This is a genomic window from Streptomyces sp. NPDC018610 (assembly GCF_044391765.1).
GTDB lineage: Bacteria > Actinomycetota > Actinomycetes > Streptomycetales > Streptomycetaceae > Streptomyces.
In genome coordinates, this window is sequence record NZ_JBISAL010000003.1 from 414,522 (window position 1) to 433,341 (window position 18,820).

Genomic DNA, 18,820 nt, shown 5'->3' on the forward strand with positions numbered 1-18,820 from the left:
AGCTGAGACCGACTCAGATGTCGAGGAAGCGGACGTCCTTGGCGTTGCGCTGGATGAACTGGCGGCGCGCCTCGACGTCCTCGCCCATCAGGACCGAGAACAGGTCGTCGGCCTGGGCGGCGTCGTCGAGGGTGACCTGGCCGAGGACCCGGTGCTCCTGGTCCATGGTGGTCACGCGCAGCTCCTCGGCGTTCATCTCGCCGAGGCCCTTGAAGCGCTGGATCGAGTCCTCGCGGATCCGCTTGCCGCGCTGGCGGCCCATCTCGATCAGCGCGTCACGCTCGCGGTCCGAGTAGGCGTACTCGATGTCGTCCCGACCCCACTTGATCTTGTAGAGCGGGGGGCGGGAGAGGTACACGTGACCGGCCTCGACCAGCGGCCGCATGAAGCGGAACAGGAAGGTCAGCAGCAGCGTGCTGATGTGCTGGCCGTCGACGTCGGCGTCCGCCATCAGGATGATCTTGTGATAGCGGAGCTTCTCGATGTCGAAGTCCTCGTGCACGCCGGTGCCGAACGCGGAGATCAGCGCCTGGATCTCCTGGTTCTGCAGGATCTTGTCGATCCTGGCCTTCTCGACGTTGAGGATCTTGCCGCGGATCGGGAGGATCGCCTGGTACTCCGGGTTGCGGCCGGACTTGGCCGAGCCGCCGGCGGAGTCGCCCTCGACGATGAAGATCTCGCACTTGGTGGGGTCGTTCGACTGGCAGTCCGACAGCTTGCCCGGCAGGGAAGCGGACTCCAGCAGGCCCTTGCGGCGGGTGAGGTCGCGGGCCTTGCGGGCCGCCACGCGCGCGGTGGCCGCCTGGATGCCCTTGCGGATGATGTCCGCCGCCTCGACCGGGTTGCGGTCCAGCCAGTCGTTCAGGTGCTCGTAGACCGCCCGCTGGACGAAGGTCTTCGCCTCCGTGTTGCCCAGCTTGGTCTTGGTCTGGCCCTCGAACTGCGGCTCGCTCAGCTTGACCGAGATGATCGCGGTCAGACCCTCGCGGATGTCGTCGCCCGTGAGGTTGTCGTCCTTGTCGCGCAGCAGTTTCTTGTCGCGCGCGTACTTGTTGATCAGGCTGGTGAGGGCCGCGCGGAAGCCCTCCTCGTGCGTACCGCCCTCATGGGTGTGGATGATGTTCGCGAAGGAGTACACGCCCTCGCTGTAACCACCGTTCCACTGCATGGCGACCTCGAGGGACAGGCTCTTGTCCTTGTCCTCGGCCTCCAGGTCGATCACGGTGGGGTGCACCACGTCGCCCTTGCGGGAGTTGAGGTACTTCACGAAGTCGACGATGCCGCCCTCGTAGTGGTACGTGACAGACTTGACCTCGTCCTTCTCGTCGGCGCCCGCCTCGTCCGCCCCGGAGGTGGCCTTCGCCGACTCGCGCTCGTCGGTGAGCCGGATCGTCAGGCCCTTGTTGAGGAACGCCATCTCCTGGAAGCGCCGCGACAGCGTCTCGAAGGAGTACTCGGTGGTCTCGAAGATGTCCGGGTCGGCCCAGAAGGTGACCGAGGTGCCGGTCTCGGCCGTCGCCTCGTGCTGGGCGAGGGGGGCCGTCGGGACGCCCATCTTGTAGTCCTGCGTCCAGCGGTGGCCGTCCGTGCGGACCTCGACGGAGACCTTCGCCGACAGGGCGTTGACCACGGAGACGCCGACACCGTGCAGACCACCGGAGACCGCGTAGCCGCCGCCGCCGAACTTGCCGCCCGCGTGCAGCACCGTGAGCACGACCTCGACGGCCGGCTTGCCCTCGGAGGGAACGATGCCCACCGGGATGCCGCGGCCGTTGTCGACGACGCGGACCCCGCCGTCGGCCAGGATCGTCACGTCGATGGTGTCCGCGTGGCCCGCCAGCGCCTCGTCGACGGAGTTGTCGACGACCTCGTACACGAGGTGGTGCAGGCCTCGCTCGCCGGTCGAGCCGATGTACATACCGGGTCGCTTGCGGACCGCGTCCAGACCCTCGAGGACGGTGATGGCACTGGCGTCGTACGAGGCCGTGACCTCACCACTGGAGGAGGCGGCACCGTTGTCGCCGGCGTCGGTGGACGGGATGTTCTCGTTGGGGTTGCCGGAATCGGCCACGAAGCGCCCTTTCTGGCACAGCACGAGCCGGGCTCGGCGGCAGGTTGCCGGAGCGGCTGCGGCATGTTGCGTTGGTCAGCCTTGATCAGCCTTGATCAGCGTTGCTCAGCTTTTCCCGGACGGTCCCCACGTTCGGGGCGGGATTGTCTTCCAGTCTACCGGTAGCGCCGACAGTGATGGGGGTTTGCGGGCACCTGAGTCCGCATGTGCCGCCCTGAACCGGTCTCGAACGGGTCCCGATATGCGGAAGGGGGCCCAAAGAGGCTCACAGCGGCACTCAGCGCTTCGAGCCGTCAACCCTTCGCTACTCCGGGGTCAGGTGGGGATTCGCAAGCACGTGCGGAGGTACGACGGACCGCGCGGCGGGTGCGTCGCACACCCCGCACGGGTCCCTGTGATCGCCTTGTGTGAGTTCCGTCACCCGTACGTGTCACCGGGTCCGGCGCTGCCCGGAGCGCGCAGCGGACCGTGCCGGCGGACGGGGCCGCCGGGGCCGAGGACCTTGATCAGCCGGACCGCGCCATGGCCGAGGTCCTCGTTGAGCCGGGCGACGAGCGTCGGGGCGAGCAGCCTCAGGTTCGTCGCCCACGCCGTCGAGTCGCAGCGCACCGTCAGCACCCGCTCGTCCTCGTCGTACCGCTCCGGCGCACAGTGCTTGGCGACGTCCGCGCCGACGATCTGCGGCCAGCGCCCCATGACGCCGCCCACCGCCGCCGGGGTCTCCCAGCCGCGCTCGGTGATCAGCCGGTTGATCGCCGCGCCCAGCGCCAGCGGATCACGGCCGTCGGCGCGCGCGCCGGAGCGCAGACCGCCGCGCCGCGCCTGCTTCTTCTGCTGCGCCGCGTCGCCCCGGGCGCGCGCCGCCTCCTTCGCCGCGCGCAACGCCACGCGCGCGAGGTCGACGCCGGAGGGCTCGGGAGCCCTCGCGGGGACCTCGGGGGCCTTTCCCGGGGGCTTCGGGCCTGGGTTCGCCGCGGAGTGCGGCGCGGAGGCCGCGGCGGGGCCGGCGGCCCGGTCGGGTGCCGGGTCCGGCGCGGGGTTCGGCCGGGGCCGCGCGGCCGACGGTCCGTGCGGGGTTTGTGGTCCGTGGGGTCCGTGCTCGGTGCTCATACGCGTTCGACCGTCCCGTCCGACACCGTGAACCGCGTCCCGGCCAGGACGTGCGGCACGTCGTCGTCGACCGCGGCGGTCACCAGGACCTGCTCGCCGGGGGCCACCAGCTCGGCCAGCCGCTCCCGGCGGCGGGCGTCCAGTTCGGCGAAGACGTCGTCGAGGATCAGCACCGGCTCGTTCCCCTCGGCCCGCAGCAGGTCGTACGACGCCAGGCGCAGCGCCAACGCGTAGGACCAGGACTCGCCGTGCGAGGCGTAGCCCTTGGCGGGCAGCCGGCCGAGCTTGAGGAGGAGGTCGTCCCGGTGGGGCCCCACCAGGGTGACGCCCCGCTCGATCTCCTGCTTGCGGGCGTCCGCGAGCGCCGCCATGAGCTGCTCGTAGAGGGCCTCGCGCGTGTGCGCCTCGCCGGGCGCCGACGGCTTGTACTCCAGCGCGACCGGACCACCGCCGGGCGCCAGCTGCTCGTACGCCTTGTCCGCCAGCGGCTGCAGCGCCACGATCAGGTCCAGCCGCTGTGCCAGCAGTTCGGCGCCCGCGCGCGCGAGGTGCTGGTCCCACACGTCCAGCGTGGACAGGTCCGCCCCCGTCCGCCCGCCGTGCCGACGCGCCAGGGCCGCGGACTTCAGAAGCGTGTTGCGCTGCTTGAGGACCCGCTCGTAGTCCGAGCGCACGCCCGCCATGCGTGGCGAGCGGGCGGTGATCAGCTCGTCGAGGAAGCGGCGCCGCTCCCCGGGGTCGCCCTTGATCAGGGCGAGGTCCTCCGGCGCGAACAGCACGGTCCGTACGATGCCGAGCACGTCGCGGGGTCTGACCTGCGAGGACCGGTTGATGCGGGCCCGGTTGGCGCGGCCGGGGTTCAGCTCCAGCTCGACCAGCTGCTGCCGCTCGCCCTGACGCACCTGGGCGCGGATCACCGCCCGCTCCGCGCCCATGCGGACCAGAGGGGCGTCGGAGGCGACCCGGTGGCTGCCGAGGGTGGCGAGGTAGCCGACCGCCTCCACGAGGTTCGTCTTGCCCTGGCCATTGGGTCCGACGAAGGCGGTGACGCCCGGGTCGAGCGGTACCTCGGCCCGGTCGTAGGAGCGGAAGTCGGCCAGCGAAAGGTGCGTGACGTGCATGGTCGTTCGCCGGCCTCCTCCAGCGTCGTGGACCGCCGTGCGGTCCTGTGGACTACTTCTTCTCCACCGCGTGGCCGCCGAACTGGTTGCGCAGCGCGGCGATCATCTTCATCTGCGGCGAGTCCTCCTGGCGGGAGGCGAACCGCGCGAACAGCGAGGCCGTGATCGCCGGCAGCGGCACGGCGTTGTCGATGGCCGCCTCCACGGTCCAGCGGCCCTCGCCGGAGTCCTGCGCGAAGCCCCGCAGTCCTTCCAGGTGCTGGTCCTCGTCGAGCGCGTTGACGGCGAGGTCGAGCAGCCAGGAGCGGATGACGGTGCCCTCCTGCCAGGACCGGAAGACCTCGCGGACGTTGTCCACGGAGTCGACCTTCTCCAGGAGTTCCCAGCCCTCGGCGTAGGCCTGCATCATCGCGTACTCGATGCCGTTGTGGACCATCTTGGCGAAGTGGCCGGCGCCGACCTTGCCGGCGTGCACCGAGCCGAAGTCGCCCTCCGGCTTCAGCGCGTCGAAGACCGGCTGCACCCTGGCGACGTTCTCGGCGTCTCCGCCGTACATCAGCGCGTACCCGTTCTCCAGCCCCCAGACGCCTCCGGAGACACCGCAGTCCACGAAGCCTATGCCCTTGGCGGCCAGCTCGCGGGCGTGCTTCTCGTCGTCCGTCCAGCGGGAGTTGCCGCCGTCCACGACCACGTCGCCGGGCTCCAGCAGCTCGGCGAGGGCGTCGATGGTCGACTGGGTCGGGGCGCCGGCCGGGACCATCACCCAGACCACGCGGGGGCCCTGCAGCTTGCCCACGAGTTCCTCGAGGCTGTGGACGTCCGCGAGGTCGGGGTTGCGGTCGTATCCGATGACGGTGTGGCCGGCGCGGCGGATGCGCTCGCGCATGTTGCCGCCCATCTTGCCGAGGCCGACGAGACCGAGCTCCATCAGTTGTGTCCTTAGGTTTCCGACGTGGCATGGGGGCACTCGCGTGCCCCGGCCGAGCCTAGACCCGGACGCTCGCGCACATCCGTGGGCATACGCGCTCATGCGTACACGCATGCCCACGCACCGGACGGCCCTGTGAGCGGCTCGATCGCCGGGGCCGGGCAGCCGGGCCACCAGAGCCCCGCCGCACCGGCCGACGGTCTCAGCCGCTCAGCCGCTCAGCCGCACCGGCATGATCAGGTACTTGTAGGCGTCGTCCGCCTCGGCGTCCACCGCGGGCTTGCCGCTGAGCAGGGCCGGCTTGGTGGACGTCGTGAAGGACAGCTGGGCCACCGGGGAGTCGATGGCACTGAGGCCGTCCAGCAGGAACGTCGGGTTGAAGGCGATGGAGATGTCGTCGCCGTCGAGCTGCGCGTCCACCCTTTCCACAGCCTGTGCGTCGTCGCTGGAGCCGGCCTCCAGGATGAGCACGCCCTGCTCGAAGCTGAGGCGCACCGGGGTGTTGCGCTCGGCGACCAGGGCCACGCGCTTGACGGCCTCCACGAAGGGGGCGGTCTCGATGACGGCGACCGAGTTGAACTCGGTCGGGAACAGCGTGCGGTACTTCGGCAGGTCGCCTTCGAGCAGTCGCGTGGTCGTCCGCCGGCCCGCGCCCTCGAATCCGATCAGGCCCTCACCGGCACCGGACCCGGACAGCGCCAGGATCACGCTGTCGCCGCTGGTCAGCGCCTTGGCGGTGTCCTGGAGCGTCTTGGCGGGCACCAGGGCGACCGCGGAGACGTCCGGGTTCTCCGGCTTCCACAGGAACTCGCGGACCGCGAAGCGGTAGCGGTCGGTGGACGCCAGGGTCACGGTGTCGCCCTCGATCTCGATGCGGACACCGGTCAGGACGGGCAGTGTGTCGTCGCGGCCGGCGGCGATCGCGACCTGCTGCACGGCCGAGGCGAAGACCTCGCCGGGGACCGTGCCCGTCGCGTTCGGCATCTGCGGCAGGGCCGGGTACTCCTCCACAGGCAGTGTGTGGAGCGTGAAGCGCGAGGAGCCGCAGACCACCGTCGCCCGTACACCGTCTGTGGAAATCTCCACCGGGCGGTTGGGCAGGGCGCGGGAGATGTCGGCGAGCAGGCGGCCGGAGACCAGGACCGTGCCGTCCTCCTCGACCTCGGCGTCCACCGACACCCGCGCGGAGACCTCGTAGTCGAAGCTCGACAGGCTCAGCTGGCCGTCCTCGGCCTTCAGCAGCAGGCCGGCGAGAACAGGCGCCGGCGGACGGGCCGGGAGGCTGCGTGCCGCCCAGGCCACTGCCTCCGCGAGTACGTCGCGTTCCACCCGGATCTTCACCGTAAGCCGCCTCCTGCTGTTGCCACTGAGTCCTCCGACTCGGTCACCACCCGCTGCGGCGGGCGGAGCACCGGGGACCAGTCTGACGCACGCCACTGACAGTAGGCGCCTGTCGGGGTCAAGTCGCTCCGAGGGGCAGCCGGGCCCGAAAGGGCGAGTTGTGCACAGGACCCGCTTCGAAACGAATCCCACGCTCTCTCTAGTCGGGAGTAGTAGTAGGGCCTGTGGATACCGTGGATAACCACGTTTGCCCAGCTCAGAGCGGAGATTTTGTCCACGGGCCCTGTGGGTGGAGCCGGTGGAAAACCGGGGCTCGCTGTGGAGAACGGAAAGTTCTGCACACACCGCCCACAGGGCGAGGGCAGTTCTCCCCAGCTGCGTCCCCAGTTTTACCCAGGTTTCCCACACCCCAATCCGGCACCTTGGTGTGACCGCTTTCACTCGACGTGGTGACCGGGCACCGAGGGTTGCCGAACAGTGGACAGGGGTGTGGAGAAGGGGCCGATCATTGGGGACAACGGGCCACAACCTGTGGGTTGTCCGTGGACAACTTCATGCACAGCCTGTGGATCAATCTTTTGTCCACAGCCTGTGGAGATCGTTCGTCCACGGATCCACAGGCTGCTGAGCTGGGCTGATCATCTCTCGACAGCCAAGCCTGTGGATGCGATCTGGACAACTCACCGGTCCCCAGCATGTGGACGGAAGAAAGTCGGCACATCTGTGGAGGGCGGCCGTAACCTCGGCCAGAAATCGAACAGCGGGTGGGCGGGACGTGTGCGGTCGGGGGCGGATCGAAGAACCGGAGGGGCGTCGAAGCCCCCTCGGGAGGGCGCCGGACCCGCCTTCGGACGCCGTACGACCTCCCCGCGGGCCTTCTCGGACGCCCTACGACTTCCCCCGGGCCTTCTTGAGCCTCCTCAGCTGGCCTCCTCAGCCTCCCTCAACCCTCATCGGCGGGCTCCCGGTGCGGCTTCGGCGGCCTCGGTGGTGGCCTCGTCCGGCGAGGGGACACGGCGCGGGACGGCCAGGAGCATGGCACCGGCCGGGCGGGGGCACGGCCCGGGCCGGGCGGGGTCCGCGCTCCAGAGGCCGGGAGGCCCGCCCGCTCGGCCCGCGCCCCCTGCCTGCCGGACAGCCCCGCTCCACGCCGCTGGCCGCCGCTTCCACCAGCCGCGGCGGTGCGACGATGGCGCACCGCGACGCCGTGCGACGAAGGGCGCCCCGGAAGTCCCGGGGCGCCCTTCGCGGGCCGGGCCGGCCGGCTGCGGCCGGCCCGGCGTTCGTCAGCCGTTCTTGATGCGGTTGGTCAGCTCGGTGACCTGGTTGTAGATCGAGCGCCGCTCCGCCATCAGCGCACGGATCTTGCGGTCGGCGTGCATGACGGTCGTGTGGTCCCGTCCGCCGAACTGGGCGCCGATCTTGGGCAACGACAGGTCGGTCAGCTCACGGCAGAGGTACATGGCGATCTGCCGGGCCGTGACCAGCGCGCGCCCGCGTGAGGTGCCGCACAGGTCCTCGACCGTGAGGCCGAAGTAGTCGGCCGTGGCCGCCATGATGGCCGTCGCCGTGATCTCCGGGGCCGAGTCCTCGCCGCCGGGGATGAGGTCCTTCAGGACGATCTCCGTCAGGCCCAGGTCCACCGGCTGCCGGTTGAGCGAGGCGAACGCCGTCACCCGGATCAGCGCGCCCTCCAGCTCACGGATGTTGCGCGAGATGCGGGAGGCGATGAACTCCAGCACCTCCGGCGGGGCGTTCAGCTGCTCCTGGACCGCCTTCTTGCGCAGGATCGCGATGCGCGTCTCCAGCTCGGGCGGCTGGACGTCGGTGGTCAGCCCCCACTCGAACCGGTTCCGCAGCCGGTCCTCCAGCGTCACCAGCTGCCGGGGCGGCCGGTCGGAGGACAGCACGATCTGCTTGTTGGCGTTGTGGAGCGTGTTGAAGGTGTGGAAGAACTCCTCCTGCGTCGACTCCTTGTCCGCCAGGAACTGGATGTCGTCGACGAGCAGGATGTCCATCTCGCGGTAGCGCTTGCGGAAGCTGTCGCCCTTGCCGTCACGGATGGAGTTGATGAACTCGTTGGTGAACTCCTCGGAGCTCACGTACCGCACGCGGGTGCCCGGGTACAGGCTGCGCGCGTAGTGCCCGATCGCGTGCAGCAGGTGCGTCTTGCCGAGCCCCGACTCCCCGTAGATGAACAGGGGGTTGTAGGCCTTGGCGGGCGCCTCGGCGACGGCGACCGCCGCCGCGTGCGCGAAACGGTTGGACGCGCCGATGACGAACGTGTCGAACAGGTACTTCGGGTTCAGCCGCGCGGTCGGCTCGCCCGGCCCCGGGGCCGGCTTGGCCGGCCCGCCCGAGGGGCCGGACGTGCCGTGGCCCGGCGGGTTCGGGCCCGGGGGACCGCCCCGGTGCCCGGGACCGGCCGGCGGCTCGGGCAGCTCACGGCGGCCGGAGTCGCGCTGGTCGTAGCCCCGCTGGTCGTAGTCGTCGCGGGAGGAGTCGTAGTCGGAGCGCGGCTGGTCGTAGGAGGAGCGCTCCACCGGTCGCGGCCGGTAGTCCTGCGGCGGCGCGTAGGGGTCCTTCGACGATCCGTACGCGTCCTGCCCGCCGTATCCCTCCTGCTGGCCGTAGGAGTCCTGGCGGCCGTAGGACTCCTGCTGGCCGTACCCGTCGCGCGTGCCGTACGGCTCCTGGGCGGGCGAGGCGTACGGGTCCCGCTCCGGGAAGCCGAGCCGCTGCTGCTGCCAGCCGTAGTCGTCCTGGGCCGGGCGCGGCCAGGCGCCGGGCTCGGGACGCTGGTAGTCGGCGTACTCCGAGGGGTAGGCAGGGCGGGCCGTCGGGAGCTGGTCGGCGCCCTCGGCCGGCTGGGGGCCGGTGCGCGGCGGCATCTGGTCGCCGGAGCCGCCCTGGCGCTGGTCGCCGCGGCCCGCGCGGTGGTCCTCGCCGCGGTGGTCGGGCCGGCGGCGGCCGTAGCCCTCGTAACCACCCTGGCCGCCGGGCAGTTCCTGCTCCTCGTAACGCGGCGCGGGCGCCTGCGGTGCGGGTGGCTGGGACTCGCCGACCGAGCTGTCGACGGTGATCGCGATGCGGATCGGCCGGCCGCACTCACGGCTCAGGGTCTCGCTGACGATCGGGGCCAGACGCCCTTCCAGCACGTTCTTCGCGAACTCGTTCGGCACGGCGAGCAGCGCCGTGTCGGCGACCAGCGCGAGCGGCTGGCAGCGGCGGATCCAGTGTTCGTCCTTCGTCTCGACCCCCTGCCCGCGCCCCTCGCCGAGGAGATGCTCGAGTACGCGTGGCCACACTGCGGCAAGATCGGCAGGTACGTCAGCCACAGGGCACGCTCTCTCACGGGGTCCCACGAACGTGTGGTTCGGGACGGGTCGGGATGTAAACGGGGGACAAGGGAACGAATGGGAGACCAGCCACGGTAGTCAGCGCGGCCGGTACGGTTCAAGTTGTTGTCCCCAGGCTGTGGACAGTGTCCCTCGTGGGCAGCCGGTTTGACCGGACGGCTCAGCCGCGCGTACCGTAACCAGGTCGAGTTGTCGATGGCTGCTGCCGCCTGCCTCCGAAGGGCACAGATCGCGTCCAGGTGATCGGAAAGCGGTGCACCCGGGTGTGACCGCGAGCTAATCGTGGGCGCACGGTGACAGCCAGGACGGCACCCCGCCACCTACCGAGTCTTTCTGGAGCCCCCGAGTGAGCAAGCGCACCTTCCAGCCGAACAACCGTCGTCGCGCGAAGACCCACGGCTTCCGGCTGCGTATGCGCACCCGTGCCGGCCGCGCGATTCTCGCGTCCCGCCGTAGCAAGGGTCGCGCCCGTCTGTCCGCCTGATCCCGATCAGGTCATGACATCGTGCTGCCTACCGAGAACCGGCTGAGGCGGCGCGAGGACTTCGCGACCGCGGTACGACGAGGGCGCCGGGCCGGACGCCCGCTCCTCGTCGTCCACCTTCGTAGCGGTGCCACGGACCCGCACGCGCCAGGGGAGAGCGCTCCCCCGACACGTGCGGGTTTCGTCGTGAGCAAAGCGGTAGGCGGCGCGGTCGTGCGCAACACGGTGAAGCGCAGACTTCGTCACTTGATGCGCGACCGGGTCACCCTTCTGCCCCCCGGTAGCCTGGTAGTCGTACGAGCGCTGCCCGGCTCGGGTGACGCCGACCACGCACAGTTGGCCCGAGACCTGGATGCCGCCCTTCAACGACTGCTGGGAGGGGGCCCACGATGAAGTACCCGCTGCTGGCCCTGATCAAGCTGTACCAGTGGACGATCAGTCCGCTGCTGGGGCCGGTGTGCAAGTACTACCCGTCGTGTTCCCACTACGGCTACACGGCCATCGACCGGCATGGTGCGATCAAGGGCACGGCACTCACCGCCTGGCGCATCCTGCGGTGCAATCCGTGGTCGCTGGGCGGTGTGGACCACGTCCCGCCGCGCAAGCGTCCGCGGTGGCACGAAATGCTGCGCGACGCCTGGCGTGCGCGCAGGGGCGGGACCTCCGCCGCCGAACCGGCCACCGACGGGAGTATGCCGCCGAGCCCGGCCGCAGAGACCTCGCCCCATGCCCAAGGAGCATGATTAGTGGACACGATTGCCAGCCTCTTCAGTTTCATCACCTGGCCCGTCTCCTGGGTCATCGTCCAGTTCCACCGGGTGTACGGGGCGATCTTCGGACCTGACAGCGGGTGGGCCTGGGGCCTGTCCATCGTGTCCCTGGTGATCCTGATCCGTATCTGCCTGATCCCGCTCTTCGTGAAGCAGATCAAGGCCACCCGGGCCATGCAGACCCTGCAGCCCGAGATGAAGAAGATCCAGGAGCGTTACAAGACGGACAAGCAGCGTCAGTCCGAAGAGATGATGAAGCTCTACAAGGAGGCGGGCACCAACCCGCTCTCCTCGTGTCTTCCCATCCTGGCGCAGTCCCCGTTCTTCTTCGCCCTGTACCACGTGCTCAACGGCATCGCCTCGGGCACCAAGATCGGCTACATCAACGACTCGCTGCTCGCCAGCGCCCGGCAGGCGCACATCTTCGGCGCCCCGCTGGCCGCGAAGTTCCTGGACAGCGCCGACACGGTGCAGAAGCTCGGCGCCTCGCTGACCGACGTCCGGGTCGTCACGGCAATCATGATCGTCCTGATGTCGGCGTCGCAGTTCTACACGCAGCGCCAGCTGATGACGAAGAACGTCGACACCACGGTGAAGACGCCGTTCATGCAGCAGCAGAAGATGCTGATGTACGTCTTCCCCATCATGTTCGCCTTCTTCGGCATCCGCTTCCCGGTCGGTGTCCTCGTCTACTGGCTGACCACCAACGTGTGGACCATGGGCCAGCAGATGTACGTGATCCACAACAACCCGACGCCGGGCTCCAAGGCCCAGGCCTCCTACCTGGAGCGCCTGCTCAAGCACGTCACGCACCACGGCAAGACCCGCAGCCGCGGCGAGAAGGCCATCGTCAAGGCGATCGTCGCCAAGGGGCGCGACCGCAACGAGTTCGAGCGCAAGTTCATCAACGGGCTGACCAAGGCCGGCCTGACGGCCCAGCCCGACGGCACCGTGGTGAAGAGCGACAGCACCGTGACCATCCAGGCCGAGGACGGCACGACGACCACCACCACCGCGGCCGCCGCCGCGCAGCGGCGTCAGCAGCCCAAGCGGCAGACCAAGGCCCAGCGCCAGTCCGGCGGCCCGAAGGCCGCCGGGGCCGACGAGGCCGAGCCGACCACGTCGCTGACCAAGTCCACCGAGCCGCAGGACACCCCGTCCGACGCCGCCGGCAAGGCCGCCTCCAAGCCCGGCAACGGCCGGAGCAAGGCCCAGTCCGGTCAGCGCAAGGGTCCGCAGCGGCCCAAGTCCCCGTCCAAGAAGTAAGAAGGAGCCCATCCCGTGACGGAAGGCACCACCTCCGCCGCTGTCGAGGGCGCAGACGCCCTGACCCGCCTGGAGCAGGAGGGCGAGATCGCGGCGGACTACCTCGAGGGTCTGCTGGACATCGCCGACCTCGACGGCGACATCGACATGGACGTCGAGGCCGACCGCGCCTCTGTCTCGATCATCAGCGACGCCGGAAGCCGGGACCTGCAGAAGCTGGTCGGACGGGACGGCGAGGTGCTGGAGGCGCTGCAGGAGCTGACGCGCCTGGCCGTGCACCGGGAGACCGGCGACCGCAGCCGCCTGATGCTGGACATCGGTGGCTACCGCGCCCAGAAGCGGGCCGAGCTGTCCGAGCTGGGCGCGAAGGCCGCGGCCGAGGTCAAGAGCAGCGGCGAGTCCGTGAAGCTGAAGCCGATGAGCCCCTTCGAGCGCAAGGTCGTGCACGACGCGGTCAAGGCCGCCGGCCTGCGCAGCGAGTCCGAGGGCGAGGAGCCGCAGCGCTTCGTCGTCGTACTTCCCGCCTGATCGGTCTTACGTTTCACCGGCCCCGTCTGTTGCGCAGACGGGGCCGAACTTTGTCAGCCTGTTGGTTCTGGTGATCGGCGCCGGTGGCGCTGATGCGGTACGGAAGGACGGTCCCCGTGACGGAGGCAGCGGAGCTCCCCCCTGCGCCCGAGCAGGCACGTGACGTATTCGGCGATCGCTTCTCGGATGCGGTCCGGTACGCCGAGCTGCTGGCCGAGGCCGGAGTGCAGCGAGGTCTCATCGGTCCGCGTGAGGTACCGCGCCTGTGGGAGCGGCACCTGCTGAACTGCGCGGTGCTCTCCGAAGTGGTGCCCGAGGGGGTGACCGTGTGCGACGTCGGTTCCGGCGCGGGCCTGCCGGGCATCCCGCTGGCGCTGGTCCGCGAGGACCTGAAGATCACGCTGCTGGAGCCGCTGCTGCGGCGCACCAACTTCCTGACCGAGGTCGTCGAGCTCCTGGGACTCGATCACGTCACCGTTGTCCGGGGACGTGCCGAGGAGGTCATGGGCAAGGTCACACCCGTCCATGTGGTGACCGCCCGTGCGGTCGCGCCGCTGGACCGGCTGGCCACCTGGGGCATCCCGCTGCTGCGCCCCTACGGCGAGATGCTCGCCCTCAAGGGGGACACGGCCGAGGAAGAGCTGAAGAGCGCTGCCACCGCTCTGACCAAGCTGGGCGCGGTGGAGACCTCCATCCTGCACGTGGGTGAGGGCGTCGTGGATCCGCCGTCCACCGTGGTGCGTGTCGAGGTCGGGGAGAGCCCCGGCGGAGTGCGTTTCGCGGCCAAGCGGGCGAAGGCCGCGCGGACAGGACGTACACGTCGACGCCGGTAGCCCGTTCGGGGGAGACCCCTCTGGGTGACCGAGCCCCCGGCACGTGTCCGTCGGCGCTGGTCCGTTCGGCACCTGCTCCGCAGGCCGCACGGGTGGTTCGGCCCGGCGGCCGGCGTACTCCACACAAGCTGCCCCGCCCTGCACTGACGGAGTGTCGCGAGAGTTCGGCCACCGCTGCTGTGCATCGTGTTTCACGTGAAACGTCGTTCTCTGCTGCACGGCATCATCAACCGTGGCCGCGCCGCGGCCCAACCGCGCGACCCCAGGCCTCTCGGTTCACTCGGAGAGGTACCGGAGTTGTCCACAGAGGTGGATTTCTCCACAGAACGCCAGGCCTCACTGGTTCGCGACCCCGAAGGCATGGGAGGCTCTGTTCATTGCGAGCCTGAAGTCGAGGAGAGTGAATCCTTGCGGTCCGACGCCAACATCGCGGGACCGATGACCGATCCGGTCCCCGGTCCCCGTACCGAGTCCATGGGGGAGCATGTTTCACGTGAAACACCGCCCCCGTTGGACGACACTCCCATCGGTCGTGCCGCCCAACAGGCGGTCGAGGCTCTGGGCCGTACCGGCGATGGTCTGCCACGGCCCGAACAGACCCGCATCATCGTGGTCGCCAACCAGAAGGGTGGCGTGGGCAAGACCACGACGACGGTCAACCTCGCCGCTTCCCTGGCCCTGCACGGCGGCCGTGTCCTGGTGATCGACCTCGACCCGCAGGGCAACGCCTCCACCGCACTGGGCATCGACCATCACGCCGAGGTTCCCTCCATCTACGACGTGCTGGTGGAGAGCAAGCCGCTGGCCGAGGTCGTCCAGCCGGTCGTTGATGTCGAAGGCCTCTTCTGTGCCCCCGCCACGATCGATCTCGCCGGTGCGGAGATCGAGCTGGTGTCCCTGGTGGCCCGGGAGAGCCGGCTGCAGCGGGCGATCCAGGCGTACGAACAGCCGTTGGACTACATCCTCATCGACTGCCCGCCCTCGCTCGGCCTGCTGACTGTCAACGCACTGGTCGCCGGTGAAGAGGTCCTCATCCCCATCCAGTGCGAGTACTACGCGCTGGAGGGCCTGGGCCAGCTGCTGCGCAACGTCGACCTGGTGCGTGGGCACCTGAACCCCACGCTGCATGTCTCGACCATCCTGCTCACGATGTACGACGGTCGGACACGTCTTGCCTCCCAGGTCGCGGAGGAAGTGCGCACCCACTTCGGTGATGAGGTGCTGAGGACGAGCATCCCCCGGTCCGTCCGTATCTCCGAGGCTCCCAGTTACGGCCAGACGGTGCTGACCTACGATCCAGGATCGAGCGGTGCCCTCTCATACCTTGAGGCGGCACGAGAAATCGCGCTGAGGGGCGTGGGAGTCAGCTATGACGCCACCCACGCTCACATCGGTGCCCAGAGCGACGCGAGCATGGTGGAGGGCGTTCAGTGAGCGAGCGACGGAGGGGGTTGGGCCGTGGCCTCGGCGCGCTGATCCCTGCTGCCCCGACCGGAGAGAAGCCGCCGGCCCAGGCGAGCGTGGGGAGCGCTGCTTCCACCTCCCCTACAGCCGTGCCGGTGCTGACCGCGGAACGGACCGACCGGGGGGTGGCCGCCGCGCGAGTGGCCGCGCTGCCGCCTGTTTCACGTGAAACAGAGGAGCCGTCGCCGAGCCCGGTGGCGGAGCATCCCGCGCCTCCGATGGGCGCGCACTTCGCCGAGCTGCCCCTCGACTCCATCACTCCGAACCCGCGGCAGCCCCGTGAGGTCTTCGACGAGGACGCGCTGGCCGAGCTGATCACCTCGATCAAGGAGGTCGGTCTCCTCCAGCCCGTCGTCGTGCGGCAGCTCGGCCAGGAGCGCTATGAGCTGATCATGGGCGAGCGTCGCTGGCGGGCCTGCCGTGAGGCCGGCCTGGAAGCGATCCCGGCGATCGTGCGGGCCACGGACGACGAGAAGCTCCTCCTGGACGCTCTGCTGGAGAACCTCCACCGGGCCCAGCTGAATCCGCTGGAAGAGGCGGCGGCCTACGACCAGCTGCTGAAGGACTTCAGCTGCACCCACGACCAGCTGGCGGACCGCATCGGCCGCTCCCGACCGCAGGTCTCCAACACGCTGCGTCTGCTGAAGCTCTCGCCGGCGGTGCAGCGCCGGGTCGCCGCCGGGGTACTGTCCGCCGGACACGCACGCGCGCTGCTGTCGGTCGAGGACTCGGAGGAGCAGGACCGCCTGGCTCACCGGATCGTGGCCGAGGGGCTCTCGGTGCGGGCCGTCGAGGAGATCGTGACCCTGATGGGGTCCCGGCCGAAGGCGGCTCAGCGCTCGAAGGGGCCGCGGGCCGGCGGCCGGGTCTCCCCGGCCCTGTCGGACCTCGCCACCCGTCTGTCCGACCGTTTCGAGACCCGGGTGAAGGTCGACCTGGGGCAGAAGAAGGGCAAGATCACCGTCGAGTTCGCGTCCATGGAGGACCTGGAGCGCATCCTCGGCTCCCTCGCGCCGGGCGAGGGTCCGGTGCTGCAAAAGAGCCTTCTGGACGGCGGTCTGGAAGAGGCGGAGGCGGACGCCTGAGGCCGTCTGAGAACGGGGCTTGCGCACCCTTCGCTCGGTAGGGCGGGCCGTGACCGGTGTCGACCGGAACACGGCCCGCTCTTTGCTCTCCGTCGGTGTTGACGGCAACTCGCCGCGGATACGATCGATCGGGCATGGCACATTCACCTGGCGGCGTTCCTGATTCACAGCCGCTCGTGACGCTGCAGGTGCAGGAAGCGAGGATCATGGGTCGTCGGCTGCTGCCGCTCACACTGGACAATCTCCAGGACCTCCCCCAGCGCTGCCGCGGGTGTGTCTTCTGGGAGCTGGACCCCGTCAGCGGCGAGGCCGCCCAGAAGGGGGACAGGGCCGCTTCGGAGAAGGAAGCGTGGATCTCCGCCGTTCTGCTGGACTGGGGCTCCTGCGGCCGGGTCGTCTATGTCGACGACGTTCCAGTGGGCTTCGTGCTCTACGCTCCCCCCGCCTATGTCCCCCGGTCCACGGCGTTTCCCACCAGCCCCGTGTCCCCCGACGCGGTGCAGTTGATGACCGCCTTCATCATGCCGGGCCACCAAGGACAGGGACTGGGCCGTGTGATGGTCCAGACGGTCGCCAAGGACCTGTTGCGGCGGGGCTTCAAGGCCATCGAGGCCTTCGGGGACGCCCGCTGGAAGGAGCCCTCCTGCATGCTGCCGGCGGACCATCTGCTGGCGGTGGGCTTCAAGACCGTTCGGCACCATCCCAGGCACCCGCGGCTGCGGCTGGAGCTGCGCTCGACGCTGTCCTGGAAGGAAGACGTGGAGATGGCGCTCGACCGGCTCCTGGGCGCGGTGCAGAAGGAACCGGCGCTCCGGCCGCTGTAGACACGACCGCTGTCGGCATCCCGGCGGGGTGAACTCCCCGGCAAACCGAATGGGCCAACCCGGAAGGGTTGGCCCATTCGTGTTTCACGTGAAACATGCGCCGTCTGCCCGACGGCCTACCGTGTCACTCGGCGATGAAGTCCCCGAGGTCGCGGACGATCGCGGCCTTCGGCTTCGCACCGACGATGGTCTTGGCGACCTCGCCGTTCTGGTAGACGTTCAGCGTCGGGATCGACATGACGCCGTACTTGGCCGCCGTGGCCGGGTTCTCGTCGATGTTGAGCTTGACGACCTCGATCTTGTCGCCGTACTCGGCGGCGATCGCCTCCAGGGAGGGAGCGATCTGGCGGCACGGACCGCACCAGGCGGCCCAGAAGTCCACCAGGACGGGCTTCTCGCTCTTGAGGACGTCCTCGTCGAAGGAGGAGTCGGTCACGTTCTTCAGGGTGCCGGCCACGGCGGGCTCCTTAACTCGTTCGGTGCGGTGGGGTGGGTGGGGGTGTCAGACGGTGCTCTTCTCGGGCTCCGCCTTCTGCTCGTTGTCCGCGAGAGCGGCGAGGAAGCGCTCGGCGTCGAGAGCGGCGGAGCAGCCGGTGCCGGCCGCGGTGATGGCCTGGCGGTAGGTGTGGTCGACGACGTCACCGGCGCCGAAGACACCCGCCAGGTTGGTGCGGGTGGAGGGGGACTCGACCTTCAGGTAGCCCTCCTCGTCCAGGTCCAGCTGGCCCTTGAACAGTTCCGTCCGCGGGTCGTGGCCGATCGCGATGAACAGACCCGTCACGGGCAGGTCCGAGAGCTCGCTCGTCTTGAGGTTGCGCAGCTTCAGGCCGCTCAGCTTCTGCTCGCCCTGGATCTCGGCGACCTCGCTGTCCCAGACGAACTTGATCTTCGGGTCGGCGAAGGCGCGCTCCTGCATGGCCTTGGAGGCACGCAGGGTGTCCCGGCGGTGGACGATCGTCACGGACTTGGCGAAGCGGGAGAGGAAGGTGGCCTCCTCCATCGCGGTGTCGCCGCCACCGATCACGGCGATGTCCTGGTCCCTGAAGAAGAAGCCGTCACACGTGGCACACCACGACACGCCGCGGCCGGAGAGGGCGTCCTCGTTCGGCAGGCCCAGCTTGCGGTGCTGCGAGCCGGTGGTGACGATCACGGCCCTCGCCTGGTGCACCGTGCCCGAGGTGTCCGTGACGGTCTTGATCTCACCGGACAGGTCGACCGAGACGATGTCGTCCGGCACCAGCTCGGCACCGAAGCGCTCGGCCTGGGCGCGCATGTTGTCCATGAGGTCGGGACCCATGATGCCGTCGCGGAAGCCCGGGAAGTTCTCCACCTCGGTGGTGTTCATCAGCGCACCGCCCGCGGTGACGGCGCCCTCGAACACCAGCGGCTTCAGCGAGGCACGCGCGGTGTAGAGCGCCGCCGTGTAGCCGGCGGGCCCGGAGCCGATGATGATCACGTTACGGACGTCGCTCACGGCTTGATTCCTCGTCTCTGGACTGTGTCCTACGGCCGGTGGGAGCCTTCCTCGCTGCTCTCACCCCACCCAACGGATCCTAAGGGGCGCGCATTCCCGGTGTGCCAGGGCACACGGAGGCCCCCCACCGTACGGGATACCGCGCAGGGCGGGGACCAACCG

The 18,820-nt window shown here is 69.5% G+C and carries 17 protein-coding genes; 9 read left to right on the plus strand and 8 right to left on the minus strand.

The genetic code is table 11. The features are described from left to right. Positions 1-13: 13 nt before the first annotated feature. The 6 genes from gyrB to dnaA all read right to left on the minus strand — a co-directional run bounded on the left by gyrB (position 14) and on the right by dnaA (position 9,909). Positions 14-2,095 (minus strand): DNA topoisomerase (ATP-hydrolyzing) subunit B, encoded by a 2,082-nt coding sequence (gyrB, locus tag ACH5A8_RS11285; RefSeq protein WP_399000440.1) that lies wholly within the window; start codon positions 2,093-2,095, stop codon positions 14-16. A 393-nt stretch (positions 2,096-2,488) separates the two neighbouring features. Further along, positions 2,489-3,181 carry a DUF721 domain-containing protein gene (locus tag ACH5A8_RS11290; RefSeq protein WP_399000443.1) on the minus strand — a complete coding sequence of 231 codons (693 nt, stop codon included), beginning with the start codon at positions 3,179-3,181 and terminating at the stop codon, positions 2,489-2,491. Next, a complete protein-coding gene (recF, locus tag ACH5A8_RS11295; protein ID WP_399000445.1) occupies positions 3,178-4,302 on the minus strand; it encodes a DNA replication/repair protein RecF in 1,125 nt (374 codons plus the stop codon). The genes ACH5A8_RS11290 and recF overlap by 4 nt, the downstream gene beginning before the upstream one ends. A 52-nt stretch (positions 4,303-4,354) precedes the next feature. Then, positions 4,355-5,230: a phosphogluconate dehydrogenase (NAD(+)-dependent, decarboxylating) gene (gene gnd, locus ACH5A8_RS11300; protein WP_399000447.1), complete on the minus strand. Its 876-nt coding sequence runs from the start codon at positions 5,228-5,230 to the stop codon at positions 4,355-4,357. Between the two features lie 210 nt (positions 5,231-5,440). Further along, positions 5,441-6,571: a DNA polymerase III subunit beta gene (gene dnaN / locus ACH5A8_RS11305; RefSeq protein WP_399000449.1), complete on the minus strand. Its 1,131-nt coding sequence runs from the start codon at positions 6,569-6,571 to the stop codon at positions 5,441-5,443. 1,286 nt (positions 6,572-7,857) lie between these two features. After that, positions 7,858-9,909 carry a chromosomal replication initiator protein DnaA gene (dnaA, locus tag ACH5A8_RS11310; protein WP_399000451.1) on the minus strand — a complete coding sequence of 684 codons (2,052 nt, stop codon included), beginning with the start codon at positions 9,907-9,909 and terminating at the stop codon, positions 7,858-7,860. 367 nt (positions 9,910-10,276) lie between these two features. Here dnaA and rpmH point away from each other — a divergent pair, with 367 nt between their 5' ends. The 9 genes from rpmH (at position 10,277) to ACH5A8_RS11355 (ending at position 17,184) form a co-directional block, all read left to right on the plus strand. Then, entirely contained in the window at positions 10,277-10,414 is a 138-nt protein-coding gene (gene rpmH, locus ACH5A8_RS11315; RefSeq protein ID WP_003956500.1) for a 50S ribosomal protein L34, read from the plus strand. Between the two features lie 21 nt (positions 10,415-10,435). Further along, positions 10,436-10,807 carry a ribonuclease P protein component gene (rnpA, locus tag ACH5A8_RS11320; protein WP_399000453.1) on the plus strand — a complete coding sequence of 124 codons (372 nt, stop codon included), beginning with the start codon at positions 10,436-10,438 and terminating at the stop codon, positions 10,805-10,807. Continuing rightward, positions 10,804-11,157 (plus strand): membrane protein insertion efficiency factor YidD, encoded by a 354-nt coding sequence (gene yidD / locus ACH5A8_RS11325; protein WP_399000455.1) that lies wholly within the window; start codon positions 10,804-10,806, stop codon positions 11,155-11,157. Before rnpA ends, yidD begins: the two co-directional genes overlap by 4 nt. 3 nt (positions 11,158-11,160) lie before the next feature. After that, positions 11,161-12,450, plus strand: a complete 1,290-nt coding sequence (gene yidC / locus ACH5A8_RS11330; protein WP_396318718.1) for a membrane protein insertase YidC — start codon at positions 11,161-11,163, stop codon at positions 12,448-12,450. Between the two features lie 15 nt (positions 12,451-12,465). Further along, positions 12,466-12,978, plus strand: a complete 513-nt coding sequence (locus ACH5A8_RS11335) for a protein jag (protein ID WP_396318717.1) — start codon at positions 12,466-12,468, stop codon at positions 12,976-12,978. 116 nt (positions 12,979-13,094) lie between these two features. After that, positions 13,095-13,811, plus strand: a complete 717-nt coding sequence (gene rsmG / locus ACH5A8_RS11340) for a 16S rRNA (guanine(527)-N(7))-methyltransferase RsmG (RefSeq protein WP_399000458.1) — start codon at positions 13,095-13,097, stop codon at positions 13,809-13,811. A gap of 360 nt (positions 13,812-14,171) precedes the next feature. Beyond that, on the plus strand, positions 14,172-15,245 hold the full coding sequence (locus ACH5A8_RS11345) for an AAA family ATPase (protein WP_399000668.1): 1,074 nt from the start codon (positions 14,172-14,174) through the stop codon (positions 15,243-15,245). Beyond that, a complete protein-coding gene (locus tag ACH5A8_RS11350; protein WP_399000460.1) occupies positions 15,242-16,360 on the plus strand; it encodes a ParB/RepB/Spo0J family partition protein in 1,119 nt (372 codons plus the stop codon). Before ACH5A8_RS11345 ends, ACH5A8_RS11350 begins: the two co-directional genes overlap by 4 nt. Before the next feature lie 206 nt (positions 16,361-16,566). Beyond that, the gene (locus ACH5A8_RS11355; protein ID WP_399000670.1) at positions 16,567-17,184 is read left to right on the plus strand and encodes a GNAT family N-acetyltransferase; all 618 of its coding nucleotides are present in this window, start codon (positions 16,567-16,569) and stop codon (positions 17,182-17,184) included. 124 nt (positions 17,185-17,308) lie between these two features. Here the strand turns inward: ACH5A8_RS11355 and trxA are convergent, their stop codons facing one another. Next, on the minus strand, positions 17,309-17,641 hold the full coding sequence (trxA, locus tag ACH5A8_RS11360) for a thioredoxin (protein ID WP_399000462.1): 333 nt from the start codon (positions 17,639-17,641) through the stop codon (positions 17,309-17,311). Positions 17,642-17,686: 45 nt separating this feature from the next. Beyond that, positions 17,687-18,658 carry a thioredoxin-disulfide reductase gene (trxB, locus tag ACH5A8_RS11365; RefSeq protein ID WP_399000464.1) on the minus strand — a complete coding sequence of 324 codons (972 nt, stop codon included), beginning with the start codon at positions 18,656-18,658 and terminating at the stop codon, positions 17,687-17,689. Between the last annotated feature and the right edge of the window lie 162 nt (positions 18,659-18,820).